The organism is Lacunisphaera limnophila (assembly GCF_001746835.1).
In the GTDB taxonomy this organism is placed as follows: domain Bacteria; phylum Verrucomicrobiota; class Verrucomicrobiia; order Opitutales; family Opitutaceae; genus Lacunisphaera; species Lacunisphaera limnophila.
The window spans coordinates 1722654-1744281 of sequence record NZ_CP016094.1 but is presented as its reverse complement, the minus strand read 5'-3'; the positions used below and the strand labels follow the sequence as shown (position 1 = coordinate 1744281).

The 21628-nt window shown below is 69.3% G+C and carries 18 protein-coding genes; 12 read left to right on the top strand and 6 right to left on the bottom strand.

What is annotated here, in order from left to right:
- Window positions 1-99: 99 nt before the first annotated feature.
- Window positions 100-5304, top strand: coding sequence for a LysM peptidoglycan-binding domain-containing protein (locus tag Verru16B_RS19160; protein ID WP_069961647.1), 5205 nt, complete (start codon window positions 100-102; stop codon window positions 5302-5304).
- 128 nt (window positions 5305-5432) lie between these two features.
- On the opposite strand, the gene Verru16B_RS07210 is transcribed toward Verru16B_RS19160, so the two are convergent.
- Window positions 5433-6368, bottom strand: a complete 936-nt coding sequence (locus Verru16B_RS07210) for an AEC family transporter (RefSeq protein WP_069961646.1) — start codon at window positions 6366-6368, stop codon at window positions 5433-5435.
- A gap of 139 nt (window positions 6369-6507) precedes the next feature.
- Here Verru16B_RS07210 and Verru16B_RS07205 point away from each other — a divergent pair, with 139 nt between their 5' ends.
- Window positions 6508-7377 (top strand): NAD(P)-dependent oxidoreductase, encoded by an 870-nt coding sequence (locus Verru16B_RS07205; RefSeq protein WP_069961645.1) that lies wholly within the window; start codon window positions 6508-6510, stop codon window positions 7375-7377.
- Between the two features lie 17 nt (window positions 7378-7394).
- Here the strand turns inward: Verru16B_RS07205 and Verru16B_RS07200 are convergent, their stop codons facing one another.
- Window positions 7395-8099 (bottom strand): hypothetical protein, encoded by a 705-nt coding sequence (locus Verru16B_RS07200; protein WP_157772320.1) that lies wholly within the window; start codon window positions 8097-8099, stop codon window positions 7395-7397.
- 303 nt (window positions 8100-8402) lie between these two features.
- On the opposite strand from Verru16B_RS07200, the gene ppnP reads away from it, so the two are divergent.
- From ppnP to Verru16B_RS07180, 4 genes are all read left to right on the top strand, one after another.
- Window positions 8403-8726 carry a pyrimidine/purine nucleoside phosphorylase gene (gene ppnP / locus Verru16B_RS07195; protein ID WP_069961643.1) on the top strand — a complete coding sequence of 108 codons (324 nt, stop codon included), beginning with the start codon at window positions 8403-8405 and terminating at the stop codon, window positions 8724-8726.
- A 118-nt stretch (window positions 8727-8844) separates the two neighbouring features.
- Window positions 8845-9993 carry a peptidylprolyl isomerase gene (locus Verru16B_RS07190; RefSeq protein WP_069961642.1) on the top strand — a complete coding sequence of 383 codons (1149 nt, stop codon included), beginning with the start codon at window positions 8845-8847 and terminating at the stop codon, window positions 9991-9993.
- Window positions 9990-11315: an amidohydrolase gene (locus tag Verru16B_RS07185; RefSeq protein WP_069961641.1), complete on the top strand. Its 1326-nt coding sequence runs from the start codon at window positions 9990-9992 to the stop codon at window positions 11313-11315. Before Verru16B_RS07190 ends, Verru16B_RS07185 begins: the two co-directional genes overlap by 4 nt.
- 6 nt (window positions 11316-11321) lie before the next feature.
- Entirely contained in the window at window positions 11322-11846 is a 525-nt protein-coding gene (locus Verru16B_RS07180) for an FKBP-type peptidyl-prolyl cis-trans isomerase (RefSeq protein ID WP_069961640.1), read from the top strand.
- Between the two features lie 61 nt (window positions 11847-11907).
- On the opposite strand, the gene Verru16B_RS07175 is transcribed toward Verru16B_RS07180, so the two are convergent.
- A complete protein-coding gene (locus Verru16B_RS07175; RefSeq protein ID WP_237023482.1) occupies window positions 11908-12606 on the bottom strand; it encodes a M48 family metallopeptidase in 699 nt (232 codons plus the stop codon).
- Window positions 12607-12818: 212 nt separating this feature from the next.
- Here Verru16B_RS07175 and Verru16B_RS07170 point away from each other — a divergent pair, with 212 nt between their 5' ends.
- Together Verru16B_RS07170 and Verru16B_RS07165 are read left to right on the top strand one after the other, a co-directional pair.
- On the top strand, window positions 12819-13322 hold the full coding sequence (locus tag Verru16B_RS07170; RefSeq protein WP_157772318.1) for a type II secretion system protein: 504 nt from the start codon (window positions 12819-12821) through the stop codon (window positions 13320-13322).
- On the top strand, window positions 13319-14149 hold the full coding sequence (locus tag Verru16B_RS07165) for a hypothetical protein (protein WP_069961637.1): 831 nt from the start codon (window positions 13319-13321) through the stop codon (window positions 14147-14149). Before Verru16B_RS07170 ends, Verru16B_RS07165 begins: the two co-directional genes overlap by 4 nt.
- A 9-nt stretch (window positions 14150-14158) precedes the next feature.
- On the opposite strand, the gene Verru16B_RS07160 is transcribed toward Verru16B_RS07165, so the two are convergent.
- Window positions 14159-14602, bottom strand: a complete 444-nt coding sequence (locus Verru16B_RS07160) for a metallophosphoesterase family protein (protein ID WP_069961636.1) — start codon at window positions 14600-14602, stop codon at window positions 14159-14161.
- Window positions 14599-16653 carry a carbon starvation CstA family protein gene (locus Verru16B_RS07155; RefSeq protein ID WP_069961635.1) on the bottom strand — a complete coding sequence of 685 codons (2055 nt, stop codon included), beginning with the start codon at window positions 16651-16653 and terminating at the stop codon, window positions 14599-14601. The genes Verru16B_RS07160 and Verru16B_RS07155 overlap by 4 nt, the downstream gene beginning before the upstream one ends.
- Window positions 16654-16837: 184 nt before the next feature.
- On the opposite strand from Verru16B_RS07155, the gene Verru16B_RS07150 reads away from it, so the two are divergent.
- The gene (locus Verru16B_RS07150; RefSeq protein ID WP_083270180.1) at window positions 16838-17182 is read left to right on the top strand and encodes a cupin domain-containing protein; all 345 of its coding nucleotides are present in this window, start codon (window positions 16838-16840) and stop codon (window positions 17180-17182) included.
- 75 nt (window positions 17183-17257) lie between these two features.
- On the opposite strand, the gene galK is transcribed toward Verru16B_RS07150, so the two are convergent.
- Complete coding sequence (gene galK / locus Verru16B_RS07145; protein WP_069961633.1) at window positions 17258-18403, bottom strand: galactokinase; 1146 nt, start codon at window positions 18401-18403, stop codon at window positions 17258-17260.
- 125 nt (window positions 18404-18528) lie between these two features.
- Between galK and Verru16B_RS07140 the strand changes: the two genes are divergently transcribed.
- Genes Verru16B_RS07140 through Verru16B_RS07130 form a run of 3 tightly spaced genes read left to right on the top strand, consistent with a single transcriptional unit; the run spans window position 18529 to window position 21601 of the window.
- Window positions 18529-19749 carry an efflux RND transporter periplasmic adaptor subunit gene (locus tag Verru16B_RS07140; RefSeq protein ID WP_069961632.1) on the top strand — a complete coding sequence of 407 codons (1221 nt, stop codon included), beginning with the start codon at window positions 18529-18531 and terminating at the stop codon, window positions 19747-19749.
- The gene (locus Verru16B_RS07135; RefSeq protein ID WP_069961631.1) at window positions 19746-20453 is read left to right on the top strand and encodes an ABC transporter ATP-binding protein; all 708 of its coding nucleotides are present in this window, start codon (window positions 19746-19748) and stop codon (window positions 20451-20453) included. The genes Verru16B_RS07140 and Verru16B_RS07135 overlap by 4 nt, the downstream gene beginning before the upstream one ends.
- Window positions 20450-21601: an ABC transporter permease gene (locus Verru16B_RS07130; RefSeq protein ID WP_069961630.1), complete on the top strand. Its 1152-nt coding sequence runs from the start codon at window positions 20450-20452 to the stop codon at window positions 21599-21601. The genes Verru16B_RS07135 and Verru16B_RS07130 overlap by 4 nt, the downstream gene beginning before the upstream one ends.
- Window positions 21602-21628: the final 27 nt, after the last annotated feature.

Genomic DNA, 21628 nt, shown 5'->3' with positions numbered 1-21628 from the left:
GGTTTATCACGAATTTTTTTACAGGCCGCCCACCGCGGGGCTTGCAGCCCGGCCCCGGTCCGGCAATCCTGCCCGACCTCCCAATCCGTTGTGCGCCGTATGAAAACTTTCCGTCTGCCGGCCCTGCTGCTGGCTGTTGTGCTCGCCACCCCGTTTGCGTTCACCCAGGAGAGCGGCGAAGTCGCCTCCCTGCGCGCCAAGGCCCAGCGCGGCAACGGTATCGCCCAATATAACCTCGGCCTGGCCTACGCCGAGGGCCGCGGCATCGCCCGCGATCCCATCGAGGCCTACGTGTGGCTCTCCCTCGCCCGCGACAACGGCGCCCGCGGTCGCGCGCTCGACAACCTGTCCGCGGCCCTCGATCGCGACTCCCTCGCCGCCGCCCAGGCTCGCCTCGCCGAGCGCCGCACTGCTTTCGGGGTTCGTCCCGCTACCCCGGCCCGCCCGGCCGCGACCGTGCCCGCCGCGACCGCTGCGGAAGAACTCCCCGCGCGCGCGCCCGCGCCCACGCCGTCCGAGCCCGCCGCCCCCACCAGCCCCGCCGCGACCGACCGTGACGACCGCGAGCTGACCCGGCTCCAGGCCGAGCGCGATGCGCTCGCCTCCCGGCTCAACTCGATCGCCGGCGACATGGCGGATCTCCGCGCCGAGCGCGACCGCCTCCTCCGCCTTTCCACTGAGCAGGAAAACGCCGCCCGGGCCGCCACCGAGGCGAGCCGCACCCTGCAGACGCAGATCCGTACCACGGAAGCGCGCGTCGCCGAGCTCACCGCCGCCCTCGACACCGCCCGCCTGGCCGTGACCACCCTCGAGAACGCCCCCCGCCCCGCCGCCGATGCCGCCGCCCTCGACCAGAAAAACCGCGAATTGCAGGCAGTGCAGGCTGAACTCGAATCCGCCCGTACCTTCGGTCGCCAGGTCGAGGAAACGCTCAACCGCGTGAATGAGGAAAAAGCCCGCGCGACCCAGGCCGCCGCCGCCGAACTCACGGCCGCCCGCGCCTTCGGCGAACAGGTCGAGGCCACCCTCAACCGCGTCAACGACGAGAAAGCCACCCTCGAGGCGCAGCTGCGCTCCGCTCGTGAGGCCGTCGCCCGCCAGCCCGCCGGCCCCGCCTACCCCGACCTGCGCGACCGCGTCACCACCCTGGAACAGGAACTCGTCGCCGCCCAGGGCTTCGGCCGGCAGGTTGAATCCACCCTCAACCAGGTCACCGACCAACGCGCCACGCTGGAGTCCTCCCTGCGTGCCGCCGAGCAGGCCCGCGCCACCCACCTGCGCGATCTCACCGCCGCCCAGACCCGGCTCGCCGCACTCGAGGCCCAGCTGGTCGCCCGCTCCGCCGCCCCGGCTTATCCAGATCTGCGCGACCGCGTCGCCCAGCTCGAGTCCGATCTCACTGCCGCCCGCCAACCCAAGGCCCCCGCTTATCCCGATCTGTCCGGTCGCGTCACCGAGCTCGAGAGCCAGCTGACCGCCGCCCGCAACGCCGCCCCGGCCTACCCCGATCTCTCCGGCCGCGTCGCCACCCTGGAACAGGAACTCTCCCGCGCCCGCCAGCCCGTCGCCCCCGCCTACCCCGATCTCCGCGCCCGCGTGACGGAACTTGAGGCCCGCGTGGCCGCCAAACCCGCCTATCCCGACCTGCGCGACCGCGTCGCCGCCTTGGAAAAGGATCTCGCCGCCAAACCCACCTATGCGGATCTGCGCCCGCGCGTCGCCACGCTGGAACAGGAACTCACCGCCCGCACCTCCGACCTTGCCGCGGCTACCGCCGCCCAGACCCGCGCGGACGCCCGCATCGCGGCCCTGACCCAGGCCGCGGCCGCCGCCCCGGCCTACCCCGACCTCTCCGGCAAGGTTGCCGACCTCGAATCCGCCCTCTCCGCCGCGCGCAACGCCGCTCCGGCCTACCCCGACCTGTCCGGTCGGGTGCGCGACCTGGAATCCCAGCTCGCCGGCCAGTCGCAGAGCAGCGAGGCCGCCCAGCGCACCCTCGCCCGTGAACTCGACGCCACCAAGACGTCTCTCGCCCAAGCCAACGACAAGCTCAACGCGCGTCCCGATCTTTCCGGCAAGGTCGCCGAGCTGGAATCCGCCCTCGCCGCCGCCAACCAGCCCAAGGCCCCGGCGTATCCTGATCTCCGCAATCGCGTCGCCCAGCTCGAGTCCGATCTCACCGCCGCCCGCCAACCCAAGGCCCCCTCCTACCCCGACCTGTCCGGTCGCGTCACGGAGCTCGAAACCCAGCTGACTGCCGCCCGCAACGCCGCCCCGGCCTACCCCGACTTCACCGTCCGCGTGCGCGAACTGGAATCCCAGCTCGCGAGCCAGACACAGAGCAGCGAGGCCGCCCAACGCACTTTCGCCCGCGAACTCGACGCCACCAAGGCCGCCCTCGCCCAGGCCAACGACAAGCTCAGCGCGCGCCCCGATCTTTCCGGCAAGGTCGCCGAGCTCGAATCCGCCCTTGCCGCCGCCAACCAGCCCAAGGCTCCGGCCTATCCTGATCTCCGCGACCGCGTGGCCCAGCTCGAGTCCGATCTCACCGCCGCCCGCCAACCCGTCGCGCCCGCCTATCCCGATCTCTCCGGTCGCGTCACCGAGCTCGAGGGCCAGCTGACCGCCGCCCGCAACGCCACTCCGGCCTACCCCGACCTCTCCGGCCGCGTTGCCACCCTGGAACAGGAACTCACCGCCAGCCGCGAGAACGCCCGCGCCCAGACCCTCGCTCTCACGCGCGCCCAGGAAGCCGCGGAAAACGCCACCCCCCGCCTCCGCGAACTCGACGCCCGCGTCGCCGCCCTCACCGCCGAGGCCGCCCTCCGCCAGCGCGAGACCACCACGCTCACCGAGGCCCGCGCCGAGGCCGAGAAATCCCGCGACACGCTCGCCCGGCAGTTCGAGGACTACAAGGGCACGACCACCGCCGCCCTCCGCGAGCGCACCACCCTCCAGTCCAGCGTCAAACTGCTCGAATCCGACAAGGCTTCCCTCCGCCGGCAGGCCGAGACCGCCGGCAACGAGGCCGCCCAACTTCGCACCCAGGTCGCCACCCTCAAGGATCAGCTCGCGGCGAAACCCGCCCTCCCCGGTTTCCCCGACTTGCGCGACCGTGTCGCCCAGCTCGAAACCGATCTCACCGCCGCCCGCCAGCCCGTGGCCCCCGCCTATCCTGACTTGTCGGAACGCGTGGCCCAGCTGGAATCCCAATTGTCCGCCGCCCGGTCCGCCGCCCCGGCTTACCCCGACCTCTCCGGCCAGGTGTCCACCCTGGAAAAGCAACTCGCCGCCGCACAGTCCGGCCTGAGCGCCGAAAGCACGGCCAAGGCCGAGCTCGCAACCACGGTTGACAAGCTCGCGCAGGAAAAAGCCGGCCTCGTCGCCACGGCGTTGGACGCCAGCCGCGCCCGCGACGCCGCGCTCGCCGCCCAGCAACAGGCCGAGACCGCCTTGGCCGCGGCCCAATCGGCGGCCCCGGCCTACCCCGATCTCTCGGGCCGCGTCACCGAGCTCGAAACGCAGCTCGCCGCCGCCCGCCAGCCCGTCGCCCCCGCCTATCCTGATCTGTCGGGTCGCATCAGCGAACTGGAATCCCAGCTCGCGGCCGCCACCAGCGCCGCTGATCGTGCGCAGCAAGCATCGGCCACGCTGGCCCAGGCCCAGGCCGACGAAGCCGCGGCCAAGCTCGCGCTTACCAATCGCATCGCCGAGTTGGAATCCGCCCTGGCGGCCGCCCGCCAACCCGTCGCCCCCGCTTATCCCGATCTCTCGGGCCGCGTGACGGAGTTGGAGACACAACTCGCGCAGGCCGCCAACACGCCGTCGGCCCCGGCCTATCCCGACCTCTCCGCCCGTGTCACCGAGCTCGAATCCGCCCTGGCCGGTTCCGCCCGCCAGCTGGTCGCCGCCGAAAATGCGCAAGCAGCGCTCGAACGCCAGCTCGCCGAAGTCCCCGCCCCGGCCAAGTCCGACGACGCCCAGCTCCGCCGCGAACGCGACGAGCTCTCGACCCGCGTGAGCGATCTGGCCGGCGAAGTGGCCCAGCTCCGCGCCGATCGCGAGCGCATGCAGAAACTCCTCGCCGATGCGGGCCGCCAGATGCGCGACACCACCGCCGCCACCGCGCGCGTGAAGGAACTCGAGACCCAACTCGCGGAAACCACCACCGGCGCCGAGACCGCCCGCGCGGAAATCGCCCGGCTCACGCAGGTCGCGGACGAGGCCGCGACCAATCTGCAGGCGCTGCAGGCCACCCTGCTCGCCCGCACCAACACAGATTCCGAACGCACCCTCCGGATCGGCCAGCTCGAGGCCGATGTCGAGCGCCTGCAAGCCGCCCGGCCCGCCGCCCCGGCCTATCCCGATCTATCGGACCGCGTCGCCAGCTTGGAAGCCGAACTGGCCGCCGCCCGCAACGCGCGCCGCACCCCCGCGTACCCCGACCTCTCCGATCGTGTCGCCGAACTCGAAGCCCGTTTGGCCCGCCCCGTGGCCGCCTCGACCCCCGCTTATCCCGATCTCTCCGGCCGGGTCGCTGAGCTGGAATCCCAATTGATTGCCGCCCAGGCCCAGATTACCACCGCGCCGGCGCCGGCCGCCGCTCCGGACGAGGCCCTCGCGCAGCGCCTCGCGGATACCGAGGACAAGCTCGCCACCGCTCTCCGTGGCTACTCACTCCTCGAGAAGGAGCGCGACGCCCTGCAGAATCGCGCCAGCGAATCCGCGGCGGCGATCGCCGCCGAGAAGGACTCCCTCGCCCGTCAGGTGACGTCCCTCACCTCGGAAATCGAGCAGTTGCGCACCGCCGCCGCCAACCAGAACGAGGCCGCCAACAGCGCCACCACCCTCGCTGGCGAGCGCAATGCCCTCGCCGCCCGGCTCGCGCAGGTGGAAACCACCGCGGTCAACGCCCAGGCCGAGGTCGCCCGCCTCAGCGAGTCCCTCGCCGCCCTGCAGCGCTCCACCGGCCAATCCAGCACCGAGGCCGCCGGCCTCCGCACCCTCGCCCAGCAGCTCCAAGGCGCCAACGCCGTCCTGGCCCAGGAAAACTACCAACTGAAGACGATGTTGTCCCGCAACGCCGGTGGCCCGGCCCCGGCCTCCCCTGTCACTGCCCCCGCCGCCCCGGTCCAACCCCCGGGCGCGCGGATCCATGTGGTGGCCAGCGGCGATTCCCTCTCGCGCATCAGCCAGCGCTACTACGGCTCGGCCACCCGCTGGCAGGAAATCTACACCGCCAACGCCGACAAGCTCGGCCCCAACGGCGTCCTCCGCATCGGCACCGAGCTGCGCATCCCGTAACGCCCGCCTTGTTGTAGGGCGGGGTCGCCGAACCCCGCCTTGGTGCGGTTGAGTTAACAGGTTCAAGGCGGTACTCGGCGACCCCGCCCTACAACCGGCTGGACCCGGGGCGCCCTCGCCCCGTCGCCTCACATCCACCCCACGATCACCGCCAACGATACGAGCGATGCCAGCACGCTCAGCGCGATCGCCCCGCTGGCCAGCGCCTCGTCGCCTTTCAGTTCGAGCGCCATCGTGTAGGAAATGATAGCCGTCGGGCAGGCCATGAGGATCAGCACCATTTTCAACTCAACCGCCCCGAGGCCCAGCCCGCGGCCCACGGCCCACCCGAGCAGGGGAGATAGAACCGTCTTCACCAACGCCGAAGCCAGCGGCGTCCGCCACGCGGCGCCGAGCTTCACGGTCACGAGCGCGCCGCCCACCCCGAGAAGTCCGAGAGGCAGCGCCATCTCGCCGAGCGCAAAGAGCGCCTTGTCCACCGCCGGCGGCAGCGTCCACCCCATTACCGCCCACCCGATGCCCGCCAGCGTGGCCAGCAGCGGCGGCGTCGTGGCCAACTGCTTCAGGAAAGGTTTCACCATCGCCCAGCCCAGACGGTGCTGGCTCAGCAACAGCACGACCACCCCGCCGATGTTATAAAAGACCATCATCGGCGCCACGGTGATCACCGCGGCCGTCCGCGCTGACATTCCACCCGGCAGCGGTGCATCGGGCAGCGAGAACAGCACGGGCAACCCGACAAAGGCCAGGTTGCCCCGGAACCCGCCTTGCACAAAGGTCCCCGCTGCGGCCCCCGGCACCTTCATCAGCCCGGCCACGCCGTAGCCCGCGACAATCACCAGGGCCGTGGCGCCGAGCATGACCGTCAGCATGAGCGCCGCCCCGCCCACCGCCTGCTGGACGGATCCAGCCAGCTGAGAAAACAACAGCGCCGGCAACCCCAGCCAATAGGTGACGCGGTTCGCCTCCTTCAAAAATCCCGCCGACACGAGGCCGCCCCGCTGCAACCCCGCCCCGACCGCGATCAGCAGGAAGACCGGGGCCAGGGTGTTGAGAATCAACATGCCCCCGACGATGCGCCCCCCGCCTCCACCCGTCTAGACGGAAAACGGTGAACCGAAACAGGTGGAGCCCGCGCTCCGCGCGGTCTGGGCTACGGTTTTCGTCTCGCCCCCTGCACGCTCCCTCTCACTTTCACTCTCCATGGCATCGATCGCATTCATCGGCACGGGCGTCATGGGCCGCAGCATGGCGGGACACCTGCTCAAGGCCGGACACACCCTGCACGTCCACAACCGCACCCCGGCCAAGGCCCAGCCGCTCCTCGACGCCGGCGCCCACTGGCACGCCACCCCCGGCAGCGCCGCGGCCAAGGCCGACTTCGTCTTCACCATCGTGGGTTTCCCCCAGGATGTGGAGGAAACCTATTTCAATCCCACCGGCGTGCTCGCCGCGGCCAAACCTGGCACCGTGCTCGTCGACATGACCACCTCCAGCCCCGCCCTCGCCCGCCGCATCGCGGCGGCGGCCGCCACCAAGGGCCTGGCCGCACTCGATGCCCCGGTGACCGGCGGTGACGTCGGCGCCCGCGAGGCCCGTCTCTCGATCATGGTTGGCGGCGACGAGACGGCCTTCGCCCACGCCCGGCCGTTTTTCGACCTGATGGGCCGCATCATCGTCCACCACGGCGGCCCAGGCTGCGGCCAGCTCTGCAAACTCGCCAACCAGATCGGCATCGCCTCCGTGATGATGTCCTGGTGCGAGGCCCTCGCCTTCGGGCAATCCGCCGGCCTCGATCCCGCGCGTGTCCTCGAGAGCATCGGCGGAGGCGCCGCGGGCAGCGTCGGCATGACCGTGCTCGCCCCTCGCGCACTCAAGGGCGACTTCGCGCCCGGTTTCTACGTGAAACATTTCCTGAAGGATCTCCGCCTCGCCCTCGAGGCCGCCGAGGCGATGTCGCTCGATCTCCCCGGCACCAAGCAGGCCAAAAAACTCTACGACCAGGTCGCCGCCCGCGGCTGGGAAGATGCCGGCACCCAGGCCCTCTTCCGGCTTTACACGGAGCGCGCCTAGGCGCTGCCCGGAACGGATCAACCCTGCCCCGATCCATCGATCCCCGGTCCCTCGAGATCGAGGTGCATCGCCCGCACCGGCCGCTTCCCGTCGCGCGGCGCAAACAGCGCCCGCGCCACCTTCAACGGATCCTCCGTCAGCCGCAGGGAAAGCTCCCGTTCCACTGTGGGACGGGCGGGGTCGAACACATAACGCCGCCCCTCGCGCCAGTATTCCAGCACCATGTGACCCTGCCGATGACCCTCGGGATAAATAGCGAGCAGCCGGGCGCGCGCCGGCGGCTTCGCCTCCCGCTGCAACTGCTGCCAACGCGCCACCGCCGCCGGAAAACACGCGTAGGGCGGCGGCCGGCCTAGAATCGCGAACGGGGTCGGCGCCGTCACATCCTCGAACCGCGTCAAACCCGGCTCGACCGCCTGCAGCAACGGCCCGAGATCCGCCTGGTCCTGCTCCAGCCGGCCGGCATAGCGGGAGATCGACTGCGTGCCGTCGTACTCAGTGTAGAGCCAGAGGATCCCCTCGAACGCCACGACCAGGCCGTGGAATTCCGCCGGATACCGGCTGCCGCGTCCTGACGCCTCGTTTTCAATCCGCACCACCCGCGACCATACGTCGGCCCCGAGCATCGCCCGCGCCTGGTACGCCGACTCCAACGAGCCCGCCCGGAGCGAGACGGCCAACAGCAAACCGAGGAGGAATACCGGGAGGCGCATTCGTTTCATTGCGGGAAATAACGCAGCCGGCGCTCCGGAGTTTTGGTTTTGCGACCGCCCGGCAGACCCCTGCGACCAGCCGCGCTCCCGCGACGACGAATCGCAGGGGACCCTCGTTCCGCCGCCCCGCCGCCTTCCCGCCCGCGCTACACCCCCTTCCCAAGCGCGGGACGATCGACCCGCGCTCCCACCGTCGCCCGACCAAGATGCCCCGCCTTACACCTCCTATGCCACTCCTCGCCCCATCACTGGATTGACTCACCGTCCGGGCCCCCCTTCCTCTTCATTTAAACTTTCCCCTTAAAATATTTTATGTGCCTCCCCACCCAGTTCACCGGCGTCACCGTCCACACCAAGGCCAACGTGTATTTCGACGGCAAGGTCGTCAGCCACACCGTGCTGATGCCCGATGGCGCGAAAAAAACCCTCGGTCTCATCTATCCCGGCAGCTACCACTTCGGCACCGGCGCCCCCGAGCGCATGGAGATCGTCGCCGGAACCTGCCGCGTGACGCTCGACGGATCGACCGCGGCGCAGGATTACCCCGCCGGCACGTACTTCGACGTCCCCGGCCAGAGCGGCTTCACCATCGAGGTGCCCGCCGGCCTCTGCGAATACATCTGCTCGTTCCTCTAAGCTGGGAGGTTTCCCTCTCGTTCGTTCTCCTCATCGCTCTCTTTCTCTCCGGACCCGGGAGAACGAGAACGATCCAATCCGGACTGGCAGACCCGCCGTACCCGACTAGGGTACCGCCATGCGTTTCCTCACCGCCTTCGCCCTGCTCGCGCTCGTCACGGCCTCCACCCGACTGACCGCCCAAGCGCCGCGGCCGGCCAACGCCCTGCCTGAGCTGGCCGACGGCCTCTATGCCGAGTTCACCACGCCACACGGCGCGTTCGTGACGGAATTACACTACCAACAGGCGCCGCTCACCGTCGCCAACTTCGTCGGCTTGACCGAGGGCACGCTCGCCGCCCGCGACGGCCAACCCTACTACACCGGTTTGAAATGGTACCGCGTGGTCCCGGGCTTCGTCATCCAAAGCGGCAACCCCCGCGCCCCCGATGACAGCGATACCGGCTACAGTTTCCCCGACGAGCTCGTGCCCGGCCTGCGGCACGCCGAGGCCGGCATCCTCTCCATGGCCAATGGCGGGCCCGACACCAACAGCGGCGAATTCTTTCTCACCCTCGGCGACTGCACCCGCCTCAATTACCTGCACAGCGTCTTCGGCCGCGTCGTGCGCGGGCTCGAGGTACTCCCGTTGATCAAGCCCGACGATCCCTTCAGCGTGAAAATCCTCCGCCGTGGCGCCGCCGCCCAGGCGTTCCGGGCCGACGAGGCCACCTTCCGCGCCCTGGCCGCCGCGGCCAAAACCTACCCCGGCACCGCGGAACCAGGCCCGACCACGCACTTCGACGATCCCGACGGCATCCTCCCGACCGAGCCGCCCCGCGCCCGCTACTTCAACTACAAGCTGGCCAACTACGAGCGCGTCACCGGCCTGAAGATCGTCGGCCGCCTCTCCGCCCAGCCGCCCCCGCCCGCCGAGGACGAGATCCCCGGCCGCTACATGCGCACACTCGCCGAAAAACTAGGCGTCGCCCGCACCGGTGTGCTGGTCGCCTACCTCGGCGAGGATGACTGGCGCGTCTGGATTGGCGACGAGGTGGTCCCGCGTTTCCTCGGCCGGCCGGTCGCCCCCGGTGATCTCGGGGACGGTGGCGCCCTGCACGACGTGAAAGACGCCCTCATCACCGCCGCCCTCAAAGCCGGTGACGAGGCCTACGAGGCCCAGCGCCAACGCGCACCCGCCGACCGCCTGCCGCCCCCTGGCCAGCGCATCAAGCTCCAGACCGACGCCCTGCTCGACGCCCTCCTGCTGCACCTCGAACCCAAATGACGAACCGCTGCCTGCTCGCCGCCCTGTTGCTGCTCCCCTCTGCGCTTTCCGTCGCTGCGGAGGACGTGAAAGCCGTCGTAGCCCGGAAAATCTCCGCCGACTACCCGTCACTCGAGGCCATTTACCGGGACCTCCACGCTCACCCCGAGCTCTCCTTCATGGAGACCCGCACCGCCGCCCTGCTCGCCCAGGAACTGCGCACCGCCGGCTACGAGGTCACCGAGCAGGTCGGCAACACAGGCGTGGTCGCGGTCCTGCGGAACGGCCCCGGGCCCACCGTGATGATCCGCGGCGACATGGACGCCCTGCCGATGACCGAGAAGACCGGCCTGCCCTATGCCGCGACCGGCACGACCAAGACCCTCACCGGCACGGACTCGCCGGCCATGCATGCCTGCGCCCACGACATGCATGTCACCGGGCTCATCGGCACCGCCCGCATGCTCATGGCCCTCAAGGACCGCTGGTCGGGCACGCTCGTTCTCATCGGTCAGCCCGCCGAGGAAATCGGCGCCGGCGCCGTGGCCATGCTGCGCGATGGACTTTATACGCGCTTCCCCCACCCCGACTACGTGCTTGCGCTGCATGTCGGTGATGCCGAGGCCGGCACCGTGCGTTATGTCTCCGGCCCCACCTACGCCAATGTGGACTCCCTCGATATCACCGTGCGCGGCGTCGGCGGCCACGGCGCCCGCCCTCACTCTACCCGCGACCCGGTGGTGCTCGCCTCCCAGATCGTGCTGGCGCTGCAGACCATCGTGAGCCGCGAACTCGTGCCCGGCACGCCGGCCGTTGTCACGGTAGGTGCCATCAACGGCGGCACGAAGCACAACATCATTCCCGACGAGGTGAAGCTGCAGCTCACCCTCCGCTCCTACGACGACGCCGTGGCCGATCAGCTCGTCGGCTCGATCCGCCGCATCTGCGAGCACCTCGCCCGCGCCGCCGGCGTGCCCGAGGATCGCCTGCCGGTGGTCGCTGCCTTCGGCAGCCGCACCCCCGTCACCGTCAACGACCCCGTGCTCACGCAGCGCCTGACCGCGGTCTTCCGCGAGTGGCTGCCCCCGGAACGGGTGTTGGCGGGTGAAGCCGCCACCTACGGGGAGGATTTCTCCCACTACAGCCGCACCCCGCGCAAGGTGCCCGCCTGCATCTTCTGGATCGGCGGCAGCGATCCGGCCGTCATCACCGCGGCCCGCGCCAGCGGCCAGCTCCTGCCCTCCAACCATTCGCCCCACTTCGCTCCCCTCCCCGAGCCCACGATCAAGACCGGCGTTACCACCCTGACCGCCGCCGCCCTCGACCTGCTCGCCAAAAAATAATCTCCCATGCGCACCTACGGTATTCTCCTCGTTCTCGGCCTGTTCCTCATGTTCATCGCCTGGCAGGCCCGCACCGGCATCTTCCGCCGCCACAGCGACACCGACCTGCCGGCCAACAAGTACACGCGGCAGATGATGGAAAATCCCCAGCTCTCCGAGGCCGACGCCGCCGTCCTGCGCACGGACTACAACACCGCCCACACCAGTCCCTCCGGCCTGCGCTATCTCGTGCGCGCGCCGGGCGCGGGCTCGCCGCCGTCCCTCGGCGCCGAGGTCGTCGCCCACTACGAGGGCTACCTGCTCGACGGCCGGAAATTCGACAGCTCCGTGGACCGGGGCCAACCCTTCGTTTTCCGGGTCGGCACCGGCGCGGTCATCAAGGGTTGGGACGAGGCTTTTCTCACCATGAAGAAAGGCGAAAAACGCACCCTCCTCATCCCCTGGTGGCTGGGCTACGGTGAGCAGGGCCGCGGCATGATCCCGCCCCGCGGCACCCTCCGCTTCGAGGTCGAGCTGCTCGATATCCACTAGCCTTGAAGTAAGGCGCGGTTCGGAGACTCCGCCTGTAGGTCAAAAGCTTGGGACGACCGCCTCACAACCCCAGCAGCGACCCGTTCCGCTTGAGCCAGCGTTCGGCGTCGCGCCACCCCGGGCACAGCGTCTCCACGTGCGCCCAAAACCGGTCGGAATGGTTCATCTCCCGCAAGTGGGCGAGTTCGTGGTAGATGATGTAGTCGCGCACGAAATCGGGCGCCTGTACCAGCCGCCAGTTCAGCGAGAGTGTGCCGCCGGCTGAGCAGGATCCCCAGCGCGACCGCTGGTTACGCACCGTCACCCGCTTCACGTCCGCCCCCGTCTCCGCGGCGAGTTCCCAGGTGCGCGCCGGCAGCTCGATCTTGGCCCGGCGCGCAAAGCCCGCTTCCAGCGCCAACCGCAGGTCGCCGGCCAGCGCCGGCACCCGGAACACATCCGCGGCGAGGCAAACCTGGGGCCGCTCCCCCGCCCGCGCCTCGCGGATTTCCGTCAGCTCGCCACGCCACAATACCGCCGTGCCCACCGTCCAGACGGCGGCCGGACGCGGTCGCCGCGCCTGGCGCGCCCGCGCCCGCGTCAGCCAGGCTTGGTGCTCCTCGGCAAACGCACGCGCCCCGGACTCCGACCCCCGCGGCGGAATCGTGACCGCTGCCGTTCCGTCCTTGCGCAAGGTCAGCCGGTAGGACCGCGCCCGCCGGCTCGGCACCAACACCAGGCCCATCGCCGCAAAGTTCGCTGGTGAAATAGTTTCGCTCACAAAGACCCCGTGGTAGCTCCGCCCGGCACCCTTCGCCAGTTTTATTACACGCTTCGGCCCCGCGGCCCGGGCGTAGAAAAGTAGCCGGGAACCTTTCCCGGATGGTTCGCAGTTAATAGGATGACATTCTCAGGACCATTTTACCGCAGAAGGCTTGCGGCGGCTCCATTCTCCTATCTACTCTAGGTTCAATACCCTAAATGCCGCCTCGCGTGCCCAACTCCGCCATCGTCAGCCGCCGGCTGCATGCCTTCACCTTGGTGGAGATCATGGTCGTGGTCGTGATCATCGGGATGCTGGCCGCCGCGGCCCTGCCGACCTACCGGCATATCACCATGCGGTCCAAGACGACCGCGCTGGAAAACGACCTCCGCCAGTTTTCCACCACGCTGATCACCTACAATTTGCAGAATGCCGTCTGGCCGGCCAACAGCGATCCTCAGGTCATCCCACCCGAAGTGGCCACCGGCATGCCGTCCCGCTTCCGGTTTCCGAGTCCCATCGGCGGGGTCTATAAATGGAATTTCGACGTCCCCGCGGATGGCATCACCGCCAAGGCCGCGATTATCGTGCAAACCGCCTCGGGCCTCCAGCCCCTCAGCGATGATGAGGCGCTGTTCCGCATGATCGACAAGCAGATGGACAACGGTGATCTCGAAAGCGGCCTCATCCAGGTCGGCTCCACCAACTCGCTGGTCTACATCATCGAGAAATGAGTGTGACCTACCGCATTACTCTGGTCTACCTCACCGCCGACGCCTCGGCGCTCGCTCCGGCGTCGGAACGCCTGGAAGCCGGCCAGCATTCGATCGAGGACATCATCCGCTTCGCGGAAAAACTGCTCCTGCTCGCTCCGACCGCGGTCGGCGCCAAGGTCGAGCCCGGTTTCATCGTGCACCGCGGCGACCGCAGCTACCGGCTCGCCGCCCACCAGGGCCGCATCCGTGTCCACAAGAGCGTTTCCCTCTTCGACGACTACTGGACGGCCGACACCCCCGCGGAACTGATCGAACTCCCGCCGTTCCTCTCCGCCGGCGCAGTCGTCCCGACGAAAACTTCCTCCCGCCCCCGCAGCGCCCGCCAGACCAGCCCCCTTCGCTCGGTCCTGGAGGTCGCCGGTCTCTTTGCCATCGCCGTCGTCCTCATCGCCGTCGGCCTCCGCTTCGGCCTCCCGCAGAAACGCCTCAGCGATGTGCCGGACGATATCACCATCGTGCAGTCGTCCGACGAACGCGCCTCGGTCTTCGCCACCGTCGCGGGCAGCTACGCCACCGGCAAGACGCCGGGCAACAGCCTCGTCATCATCGAGCCCGACGGCCGCGTCCTGCTTTCGACCATCGGCAAGGACGGCAAACCCACGCCGCCCCGTATCCAGGAACAGGCCCGTGCCGGCCGCCGCGGCAGCATCGCCTGCGTCATCACTTCCTTCGGCATCATCGCCGGCACCGAGCCGCCCGAGGTCGTCAACGTCGGCCGCTTCCAATACCGTCGCGCTGAACTCGGCGCCCAGGTGGCCGCCCCGGTCCCGCCGGTCCAGTCCTGACGCCTCGCGTCAGAGCTCCACGCGCTCCCACCGGGGCGCGGCGCCCTCCTGCAGGATCAGCCACGCAAACCCGTGCGTCGTGCCGCCGCGCGGCCGCGTGATGCATCCCGGATTCAGCCAGCGCACGCCGGCGGCATCGGTCTCGTCGCGCGGCACATGGGTGTGACCATGCAGCACAAACCCCACCCCCGCGGGGGCGTGCCGCGGCGGGATGTGCACCAGGTGAAAACGATGCCCTGACCGCTCCAGCTCCAGCTCCAGCGGCCAAAGGTTGTGCCACTCGTTGTTCCCGAGCACCACCTGCAACGGCTTCCCCAGGGCCTCGAACTCCGCCAGCACCTCCGGCTCGCACACGTCGCCGAGATGCCAGATCTCATCGGCCCCGGCCAGACGCGCCAGCAGCCCGGGCGGCACCCGGTCGTGTGTGTCGGCGATGACCGCGATGCGCCTCATTTCCCGGCCGGCGCCGCGGCCAGCGGCACGTAGGTTTCTTCCCGGAGTTCAACCGGGCGGCGCCCGGAGAGCAGCAGCCACCACCCGCGGGCGTTCGCCGCGACCACCAGCAACACCAACACGAGGAAGGTCCCGGTCACGGCCGCATCAATGTGGTTGTTCAGGATCTGGGCGCGCCACACCGCCAGCTCGGCGGGGGTGCCCCCGGCGGCGACTTTCCCCTGCAGCCCACGGGCGATGGCCAGGAACCCGACGGGCGCGGGGCTGAATATCTTCATCCAGCCCGCCGTCATCGTCACCGCCAGCAGCCACGCCAGCGGCCCCAGCGTCACCCACAGGTAACGCACCCGGCCCATCTTGATCAGCACGGTCGTACCGAGCGCCAGCGCGATCACCGCCAGCAGCTGGTTCGCCACGCCGAAGATCGGCCACAGGGAATTGATCCCGCCCAACGGATCCACCACGCCCTGGTAAAGGAACCAGCCCCAAGCCCCGACAAAGAGCAGGGTCGCCACGGTGTTGCCCGCGAACGACCGCGTGTCGCCCAGCTTTTTGAAAAACAGCCCGAGCAAATCCTGCACCACAAACCGCCCCACCCGCGTGCCGGCGTCGATCGTCGTCAGGATGAAAAGCGCCTCGAACATGATCGCAAAGTGGTACCATAGCGCCATCGCGCCCGGGGAACCGAGCACGCCCGCAAACATCTGGGCCATGCCCACCGCGAAGGTCGGCGCCCCGCCGGTGCGCCCGATCATCGTCTTTTCGCCCACGCTCGCCGCCAGCGCGTCCATCTGCCCGGTCGTCACCGGAAACCCCAGCTCCGTCACCCGCGCCGTCACGACCGCCGCCTCGCCCTTCATGTTGATCGCAAAATACTCGCCCGGCTCCATCGCGCACGCCGCGATCAGCGCCATCAGGCCCACCACCATTTCCGTGACCATCGCGCCGTAGCCCACCGTGCGGATGTGGCTCTCGCGCATCAGCAGCTTCGGGGTCGTGCCCGAGGCGATCAGCGAGTGGAAACCCGACACCGCCGCACACGCGATGGTGATGAACACAAACGGGAACCACGGCCCCGCCACCACCGGGCCCGTGCCGTCGACGAACTTCGTGATCGCCGGCATCTTCAGCATCGGCGCCAGCGCCACGATCGCCAGGCCCATGGCCGCCACCGTGCCGATCTTCATGAACGTGCTCAGGTAGTCGCGCGGCGCCAGCAGCAGCCAGACCGGCAATATCGACGCCACCACGCCGTACCCCATGATCCACCACGCCAGCGTCGTGCCGTGCAGCGTGAGCCAGCCCTCCAGCGCCGTGCCGGGGAGAAACTGGCCGCCCCAGACCGCCGCCAGCAACGCGACCACGCCGAACGCGCTGATCGCCACCAACCACCGCCCGCTGTGCCCGCCGTATCGCAGGCCGCAGCCCATCACGACCGCAATGGGCATCGTCGCCGCGATCGTGAACAACCCCCACGGGCTCTCCGCCAGCGCGTTGACCACCACCAGCCCCAGCACCGCCAGCAAGATGACCATGATCGCCACGATGCTCACCAGGGCGACCACGCCGGCAAAGGGCCCGACTTCGTCCCGCACCATCTGGCCGAGCGACTTACCCCCGCGCCGCACCGAGCAGAACAAGATCACGCAGTCGTGCACCGCCCCGCCGAGCGTCGCCCCGACCAGCATCCACAGCATGCCCGGTAGAAAACCAAACTGCGCCGCCAGCACCGGCCCGACCAGCGGCCCCGGCCCGGCAATCGCCGCGAAGTGGTGCCCGAAGACGATCCACTTGTTCGTCTGCACAAAATCCTTCCCGTCCTCCTTCACCACCGCCGGCGGCGCCCGCAGCTCGTCCAGCGTCAGCACCTTCGCCATCAGCCAGGCCGAGTGAAACCGGTACGACACGGCGAACACGCACACCGCCGCCACCACGACCCACAACGTGCTCACCGGCTCCCCGCGCGACCACGCAAGCACGCCAATCGCGGTGACGCCGGCGGCGACGACGAGCGTCCAGAGGATGACCTTGAGCCAGACGTGGAATTTCATGAAGGCAACCGGCGCCCTGTCTACGCGGCCGGGCGATGCCCTCCAAGAGCGAAATGAACCTTCCCTATGGGACCGTCCAGCCCACCACACCGGTGAACACGGATGGACAGCCTCCGTCTCATCGCCCTACCCTACCCCCGCAAGCGTTCGTGCCTCGTCGGCCTAACCCCCATCGATCCCCGCCATGACCCCGCAATTCACCGTCGCCCATTTCGATGACATCCCGGCCGTGCCCTGCCCCTGCGGCCAGTCGCGCCGCGCCTTTGCCACCCCCGACAATCCCGTGGCCACCATCCACCTCGTGGACGCCAAGGTCGACACCCAGACGCACTACCACAAAAAACTCACCGAGATCTACCTGATCCTCGAAGGCGAGGGCCACATGGAGCTCGACGGGGAACTCCACCCGGTGCGTCCCATGTCCACCATCCTGATCAAGCCCGGCTGCCGCCACCGCCTCATCGGCCAGATCAAGTTCGTCAACATCCCTGTCCCCGCCTTCGACCCCCACGACGAGTGGTTCGACTGAAGGGCGATCAAACCCTGTAGGGCGTGGCTCGTCCACGCCCAAGGGCGCGCCCCAGGCGCCCCTACATCGGAATTCTCATCCCACCACCCGCGCCCCGTCGGCCGTCAACAGGTGGATGACCTCGGGGTGCGAACCGGATTGCGCCGCGATCACCTCGGCATCGGCCGGCGTGAACGAGTCGCGCGTCAACGCCATCACCGCCCCGCCGAAACCGCCGCCCGTGAGGCGCGCGCCCAGCACGGCCGGATGTTTCTCCAGCAGGTCCACCAGGCGGTCCAGCGCCGGCGTGCTGTTCTCAAAGAGGTGCTGAGAGCTGCGGTGCGAGGCCGTGAGCAGACGGCCCGCTGCGACGAGGTCGCCGGCCGCGAGGGCCTCCCCGGTGGCGTGCACCCGGGCGTGTTCCGCGACGATATGTTGCGCCCGCTTGGCCTGTTCGGCCGTCAGTTTCGGCAGCAACGGTAGCAGCCGGGCCGGCGTGAGATCGGCGAGGAGGGCCACCCCGAGCGTCTTGGCCGCCTCCATGCACTCGCGGTGACGGGTCGCGTACAACCCGTCCACCAGCGCGTGCTTCTCCTTGGTGTTGAAAATCCACAAATGCACGGCGCCGGGCAGCGGTACCCGGGAGAACACCGGTCCGCGGCAATCAATATGCACGAGCTGGCCCGCCGCCCCGAAGGCGCTCGTGCCTTGGTCGAGGATGCCGCAGGGCACGCCCACATACTTGTTCTCCGCGTGACGACCCAGCGTGGCGAGCCGGTCCGGCGTGATCGGGCCGGACCCCGCCAGCTGCAAGAGGGCCAGCGCCGTCGCGAGTTCCAAGGCCGCGCTGCTGCTGAGCCCGGCCCCGGGGGGCAGGTCGGAATCGACCAGCAGGTCAAAACCGGCCGGCTGCGGCAGGTTGAAGTCACCCAGCGACCGCCACACCCCCAGCGGGTAATTGGCCCAGGCCTCCGCCCCCGTCAGCCGGCCGGCGGGCACGGCCGCCAGGTCCAGCGACGGCGTTCCGCTCGTGCTGCGCAGGCGGAAACGACCGTCCGCATTCGGCCCCGCCGCCACCGTGACGGACCGGTTGATCGCCGCCCCCAGCACAGCCCCGCCGTTGTAGTCGGTGTGGTTCCCGATGAACTCCACGCGCCCGGGCGCCCGGGCGACGACGACCGGCGCGCGGCCAAAGGCCTGCTGGAACTGTTGCGCAAGGGAGGAGCCGGACACGTTGGTCATACGATTCCTTCCATGAGTGACGGGAAAACGGCGGCACTTCAAGCCACCACCCGGCCATGACGGAAGTCATGGTATCTCTATCGCCATTGACCCTCCGCCGCGTTGGCTGTTTATCTCGCAATCGCATGACCCCGTCGCGCCCCAGCTTGGATGACTTGCGCATCGAACGCGGCACACCGCCGGCCGCCCCCCGTCGGATCCTGCCGCTGGTGCTGGCCGCCATCCTCCTCCTGCTGGCTCTGGCCGCGGCTTGGTGGTTCGCCCGGCCCCAGCCGCCGGCCCTCCGCACCGCGGTGGCCCGTGCGGTGTCGGCCACTGGCGCCGAACGTACCGTGCTCAACGCCTCGGGCTACGTGACCGCCCGCCGCGAGGCGACCGTCTCTTCCAAGGTCACCGGCAAGGTGATGGAAATTCTCATCGAGGAGGGTGTCCGCGTCGACGCCGGCCAGATCCTCGCCCGGCTCGATGACACCAACGTCCGGGGCAACCTCGAGCTCGCGCAGGCGCAGCTGGCCGCGGCGCAATCCGCCTTGGAGGAGACCAAGGTCCGCGTCATCGAGGCCGAGCGCGACCTCCGGCGCCTCGCCACCCTGCTCCAGGGCACCGTCGCCAGCCAGGCCGACTTCGACCGCGCCGAGACCGCAGCCCTCGCCGCCCGCGCGCGCCTGGCCCAGCAGGCAACCACCGTGACCGTGGCCGAGCGCACCGTCGCCATCTGGCAACAGCAACTCGACGACACCATCATCCGCGCCCCCTTCGCCGGCATCGTCACCTCCAAGAACGCCCAGCCCGGCGAGATGATCTCCCCGATGTCCTCGGGCGGCTTCACCCGCACCGGCATCTGCACCGTCGTCGACATGGATTCGCGCGAGATCGAGATCGACGTCAACGAGAGCTACATCAACCGCGTCGCCCCCGGCCAGGGGGTTGAGGCCACGCTCGACGCCTATGCCGGCTGGAAAATTCCCTGCAAGGTCATCGCCATCATCCCCACCGCGGACCGGCAGAAGTCCACCGTCCGCGTCCGGGTCGGCTTCGACCAGCTCGACCCGCGCATCCTGCCGCAGATGGCGGTGAAGGTGGCCTTCCGCGACAGCGGCGCCGCGCCGGCCGCCAACCCGGCCCGCCTCGTGCTCGTCCCCAAGGCCGCCGTGCAAAACCGGGACGGCCGCGACGTCGTCTTCGTTGTGACGGGCGGCCGGGCCGAGCGCCGCGCCGTGACGGTTGTCGGCACACAGGACGCCGAGACCACCCTCAGTGCCGGCGTGGCCGACGGCGAGACCGTCGCCCTGGACGCCCCGACCGAGCTGACCGACGGCGCCTCCGTGCGCCCCACCCGCTTATGAGCGACCCAACCCCGCAGAAAGAACCGCTGGTCCGCGTGGACGCCGTGGAAAAGATTTTCCACCGCGGTTCGGAGGACATCCATGTGCTTTCGGACCTCACGTTGCACGTGCCCGCCGGCGAATTCGTCGCCCTCATGGGCCCCTCCGGCTCGGGCAAGAGCACGCTGCTGAACCTCATCGGCGGCCTCGACCGCCCGACCAAGGGCAGCGTGTCCGTGGCGGGCGACCGCCTCGACAACCTCTCCGACCGCCAGCTTGCCGCCTGGCGCGCGCGGCACATCGGCTTCGTCTTCCAGCTCTACAACCTCATGCCCGTGCTGACGGCGGAGCGCAACGTGGAGCTCCCGCTCCTGCTCACCCCCCTGACCAAGGTCCAGCGGCAAAAGCACGTCGCCACCGCCCTCGCCATGGTCGGGCTGTCCCACCGCGCCACGCATTATCCCCGGACGATGTCGGGCGGCGAACAGCAGCGCGTGGGCATCGCCCGCGGCATCGTCACGGACCCGACCCTCCTGCTCTGCGACGAGCCGACCGGCGACCTCGACCGCAAGGCGGGCGACGAGATCCTCGACCTGCTCACGGCCCTCAACCGCGAGCACGGCAAGACCATCGTCATGGTGACCCACGACCCGCACGCCTCCGCGCGCGCGGCCCGCACTGTCCACCTCACCAAGGGCCGGCTCACCAGCGAGGCGCAGTCATGAAGTTCTTCCACCTGGTCTGGGGCAATCTCCGGCGCCGCAAGCTGCGGACGGCGCTGACGCTCCTGTCGATCCTCGTGGCCTTCGTGCTTTTCGGCTTTCTCTGCGCCATCAAGCAGGCGCTGGTCGGCGGCGTCGAGCTGGCCGGGGCGGACCGGCTGATCGTGCGCCACAAGGTGTCGCTCATCCAGCTGCTGCCGGAAACCTACCAGGCGCGCATGGAGCGCCTCCCCGGCGTCGCCGCGGCGGCGCACCAGACCTGGTTCGGCGGGATCTACCAGGACCCGAAGAATTTCTTCATGCAATGCCCCGTGGTGCCGGAGCAGTTCATGGCCATGTTCCCCGAGTTCCGCCTGCCACCCGAGCAGATGCAGGCATGGCTCGCGACCCGCACGGGCGCCATCGTCGGGCGCAACACCGCCCAGCGCTTCGGCTGGAAGATCGGTGACAAGATCCCGATCATGTCCCCCATTTGGATGCGGCAGACCTGGGAGTTCGAGCTCGTCGGCATCTTCGACGGCGAGAAAAAGGGCACCGACACGACCGCCCTGTTCTTCCGCTACGACTACTTCGACGAGGCCCGCCGGGCCCAGAACTGGGGCACCGGCCAGGTCGGCTGGTACACGATCCGGGTCAAGGACCCCGCCCAGGCCGCCGCGGTCGCCCGCGCGGTCGACCAGGAATTCGAGAACTCCCCTGCCGAGACCAAGACCGAGCCCGAGGGCGCCTTCGCCCAGGGCTTCGCCAACCAGATCGGCAACATCGCGCTCATCGTCACCAGCATCCTCGGCGCCGTCTTCTTCACCATCCTGCTCGTGACGGGCAGCACCATGTCCCAGGCCGTGCGCGAGCGCATCGGCGAACTGGGGGTGCTCAAGGCCATCGGCTTCACCAATAGCCAGGTACTCGGCCTCGTGCTGGCGGAGTCCTGCCTGCTTACCGGCATCGGCGGCGGACTCGGCCTCGGGCTCGCCTGGGTGCTGACCTCCCAGGGCGACCCCACGGGCGGCATGCTCCCGCTGTTCTTCTTCCCCGTGCGCGACCTGCTGCTCGGCCTTGCCCTCAGCCTCGGGCTCGGGCTCATCACGGGCATCCTCCCTGCCCAGCAAGCCATGCGCCTCAAGGTCGCCGACGCCCTCCGGAGAATGTAGACCGAGCGAGCCTGTAAATCAGAGCGA

What these genes read in the sequence shown, in the direction of transcription:
- Verru16B_RS07185 (WP_069961641.1), top strand. Translation starts at nt 9,990, where the DNA reads ATGACGAACCGCTGCCTGCTCGCCGCCCTGTTGCTGCTCCCCTCTGCG.
- Verru16B_RS07200 (WP_157772320.1), bottom strand. Translation starts at nt 8,099, where the DNA reads ATGAAACGAATGCGCCTCCCGGTATTCCTCCTCGGTTTGCTGTTGGCC.
- Verru16B_RS19160 (WP_069961647.1), top strand. Translation starts at nt 100, where the DNA reads ATGAAAACTTTCCGTCTGCCGGCCCTGCTGCTGGCTGTTGTGCTCGCC.
- Verru16B_RS07160 (WP_069961636.1), bottom strand. Translation starts at nt 14,602, where the DNA reads ATGAGGCGCATCGCGGTCATCGCCGACACACACGACCGGGTGCCGCCC.
- Verru16B_RS07165 (WP_069961637.1), top strand. Translation starts at nt 13,319, where the DNA reads ATGAGTGTGACCTACCGCATTACTCTGGTCTACCTCACCGCCGACGCC.
- Verru16B_RS07205 (WP_069961645.1), top strand. Translation starts at nt 6,508, where the DNA reads ATGGCATCGATCGCATTCATCGGCACGGGCGTCATGGGCCGCAGCATG.
- Verru16B_RS07180 (WP_069961640.1), top strand. Translation starts at nt 11,322, where the DNA reads ATGCGCACCTACGGTATTCTCCTCGTTCTCGGCCTGTTCCTCATGTTC.
- Verru16B_RS07140 (WP_069961632.1), top strand. Translation starts at nt 18,529, where the DNA reads ATGACCCCGTCGCGCCCCAGCTTGGATGACTTGCGCATCGAACGCGGC.
- Verru16B_RS07135 (WP_069961631.1), top strand. Translation starts at nt 19,746, where the DNA reads ATGAGCGACCCAACCCCGCAGAAAGAACCGCTGGTCCGCGTGGACGCC.
- Verru16B_RS07130 (WP_069961630.1), top strand. Translation starts at nt 20,450, where the DNA reads ATGAAGTTCTTCCACCTGGTCTGGGGCAATCTCCGGCGCCGCAAGCTG.
- galK (WP_069961633.1), bottom strand. Translation starts at nt 18,403, where the DNA reads ATGACCAACGTGTCCGGCTCCTCCCTTGCGCAACAGTTCCAGCAGGCC.
- Verru16B_RS07155 (WP_069961635.1), bottom strand. Translation starts at nt 16,653, where the DNA reads ATGAAATTCCACGTCTGGCTCAAGGTCATCCTCTGGACGCTCGTCGTC.
- Verru16B_RS07150 (WP_083270180.1), top strand. Translation starts at nt 16,838, where the DNA reads ATGACCCCGCAATTCACCGTCGCCCATTTCGATGACATCCCGGCCGTG.
- Verru16B_RS07210 (WP_069961646.1), bottom strand. Translation starts at nt 6,368, where the DNA reads ATGTTGATTCTCAACACCCTGGCCCCGGTCTTCCTGCTGATCGCGGTC.
- ppnP (WP_069961643.1), top strand. Translation starts at nt 8,403, where the DNA reads ATGTGCCTCCCCACCCAGTTCACCGGCGTCACCGTCCACACCAAGGCC.
- Verru16B_RS07190 (WP_069961642.1), top strand. Translation starts at nt 8,845, where the DNA reads ATGCGTTTCCTCACCGCCTTCGCCCTGCTCGCGCTCGTCACGGCCTCC.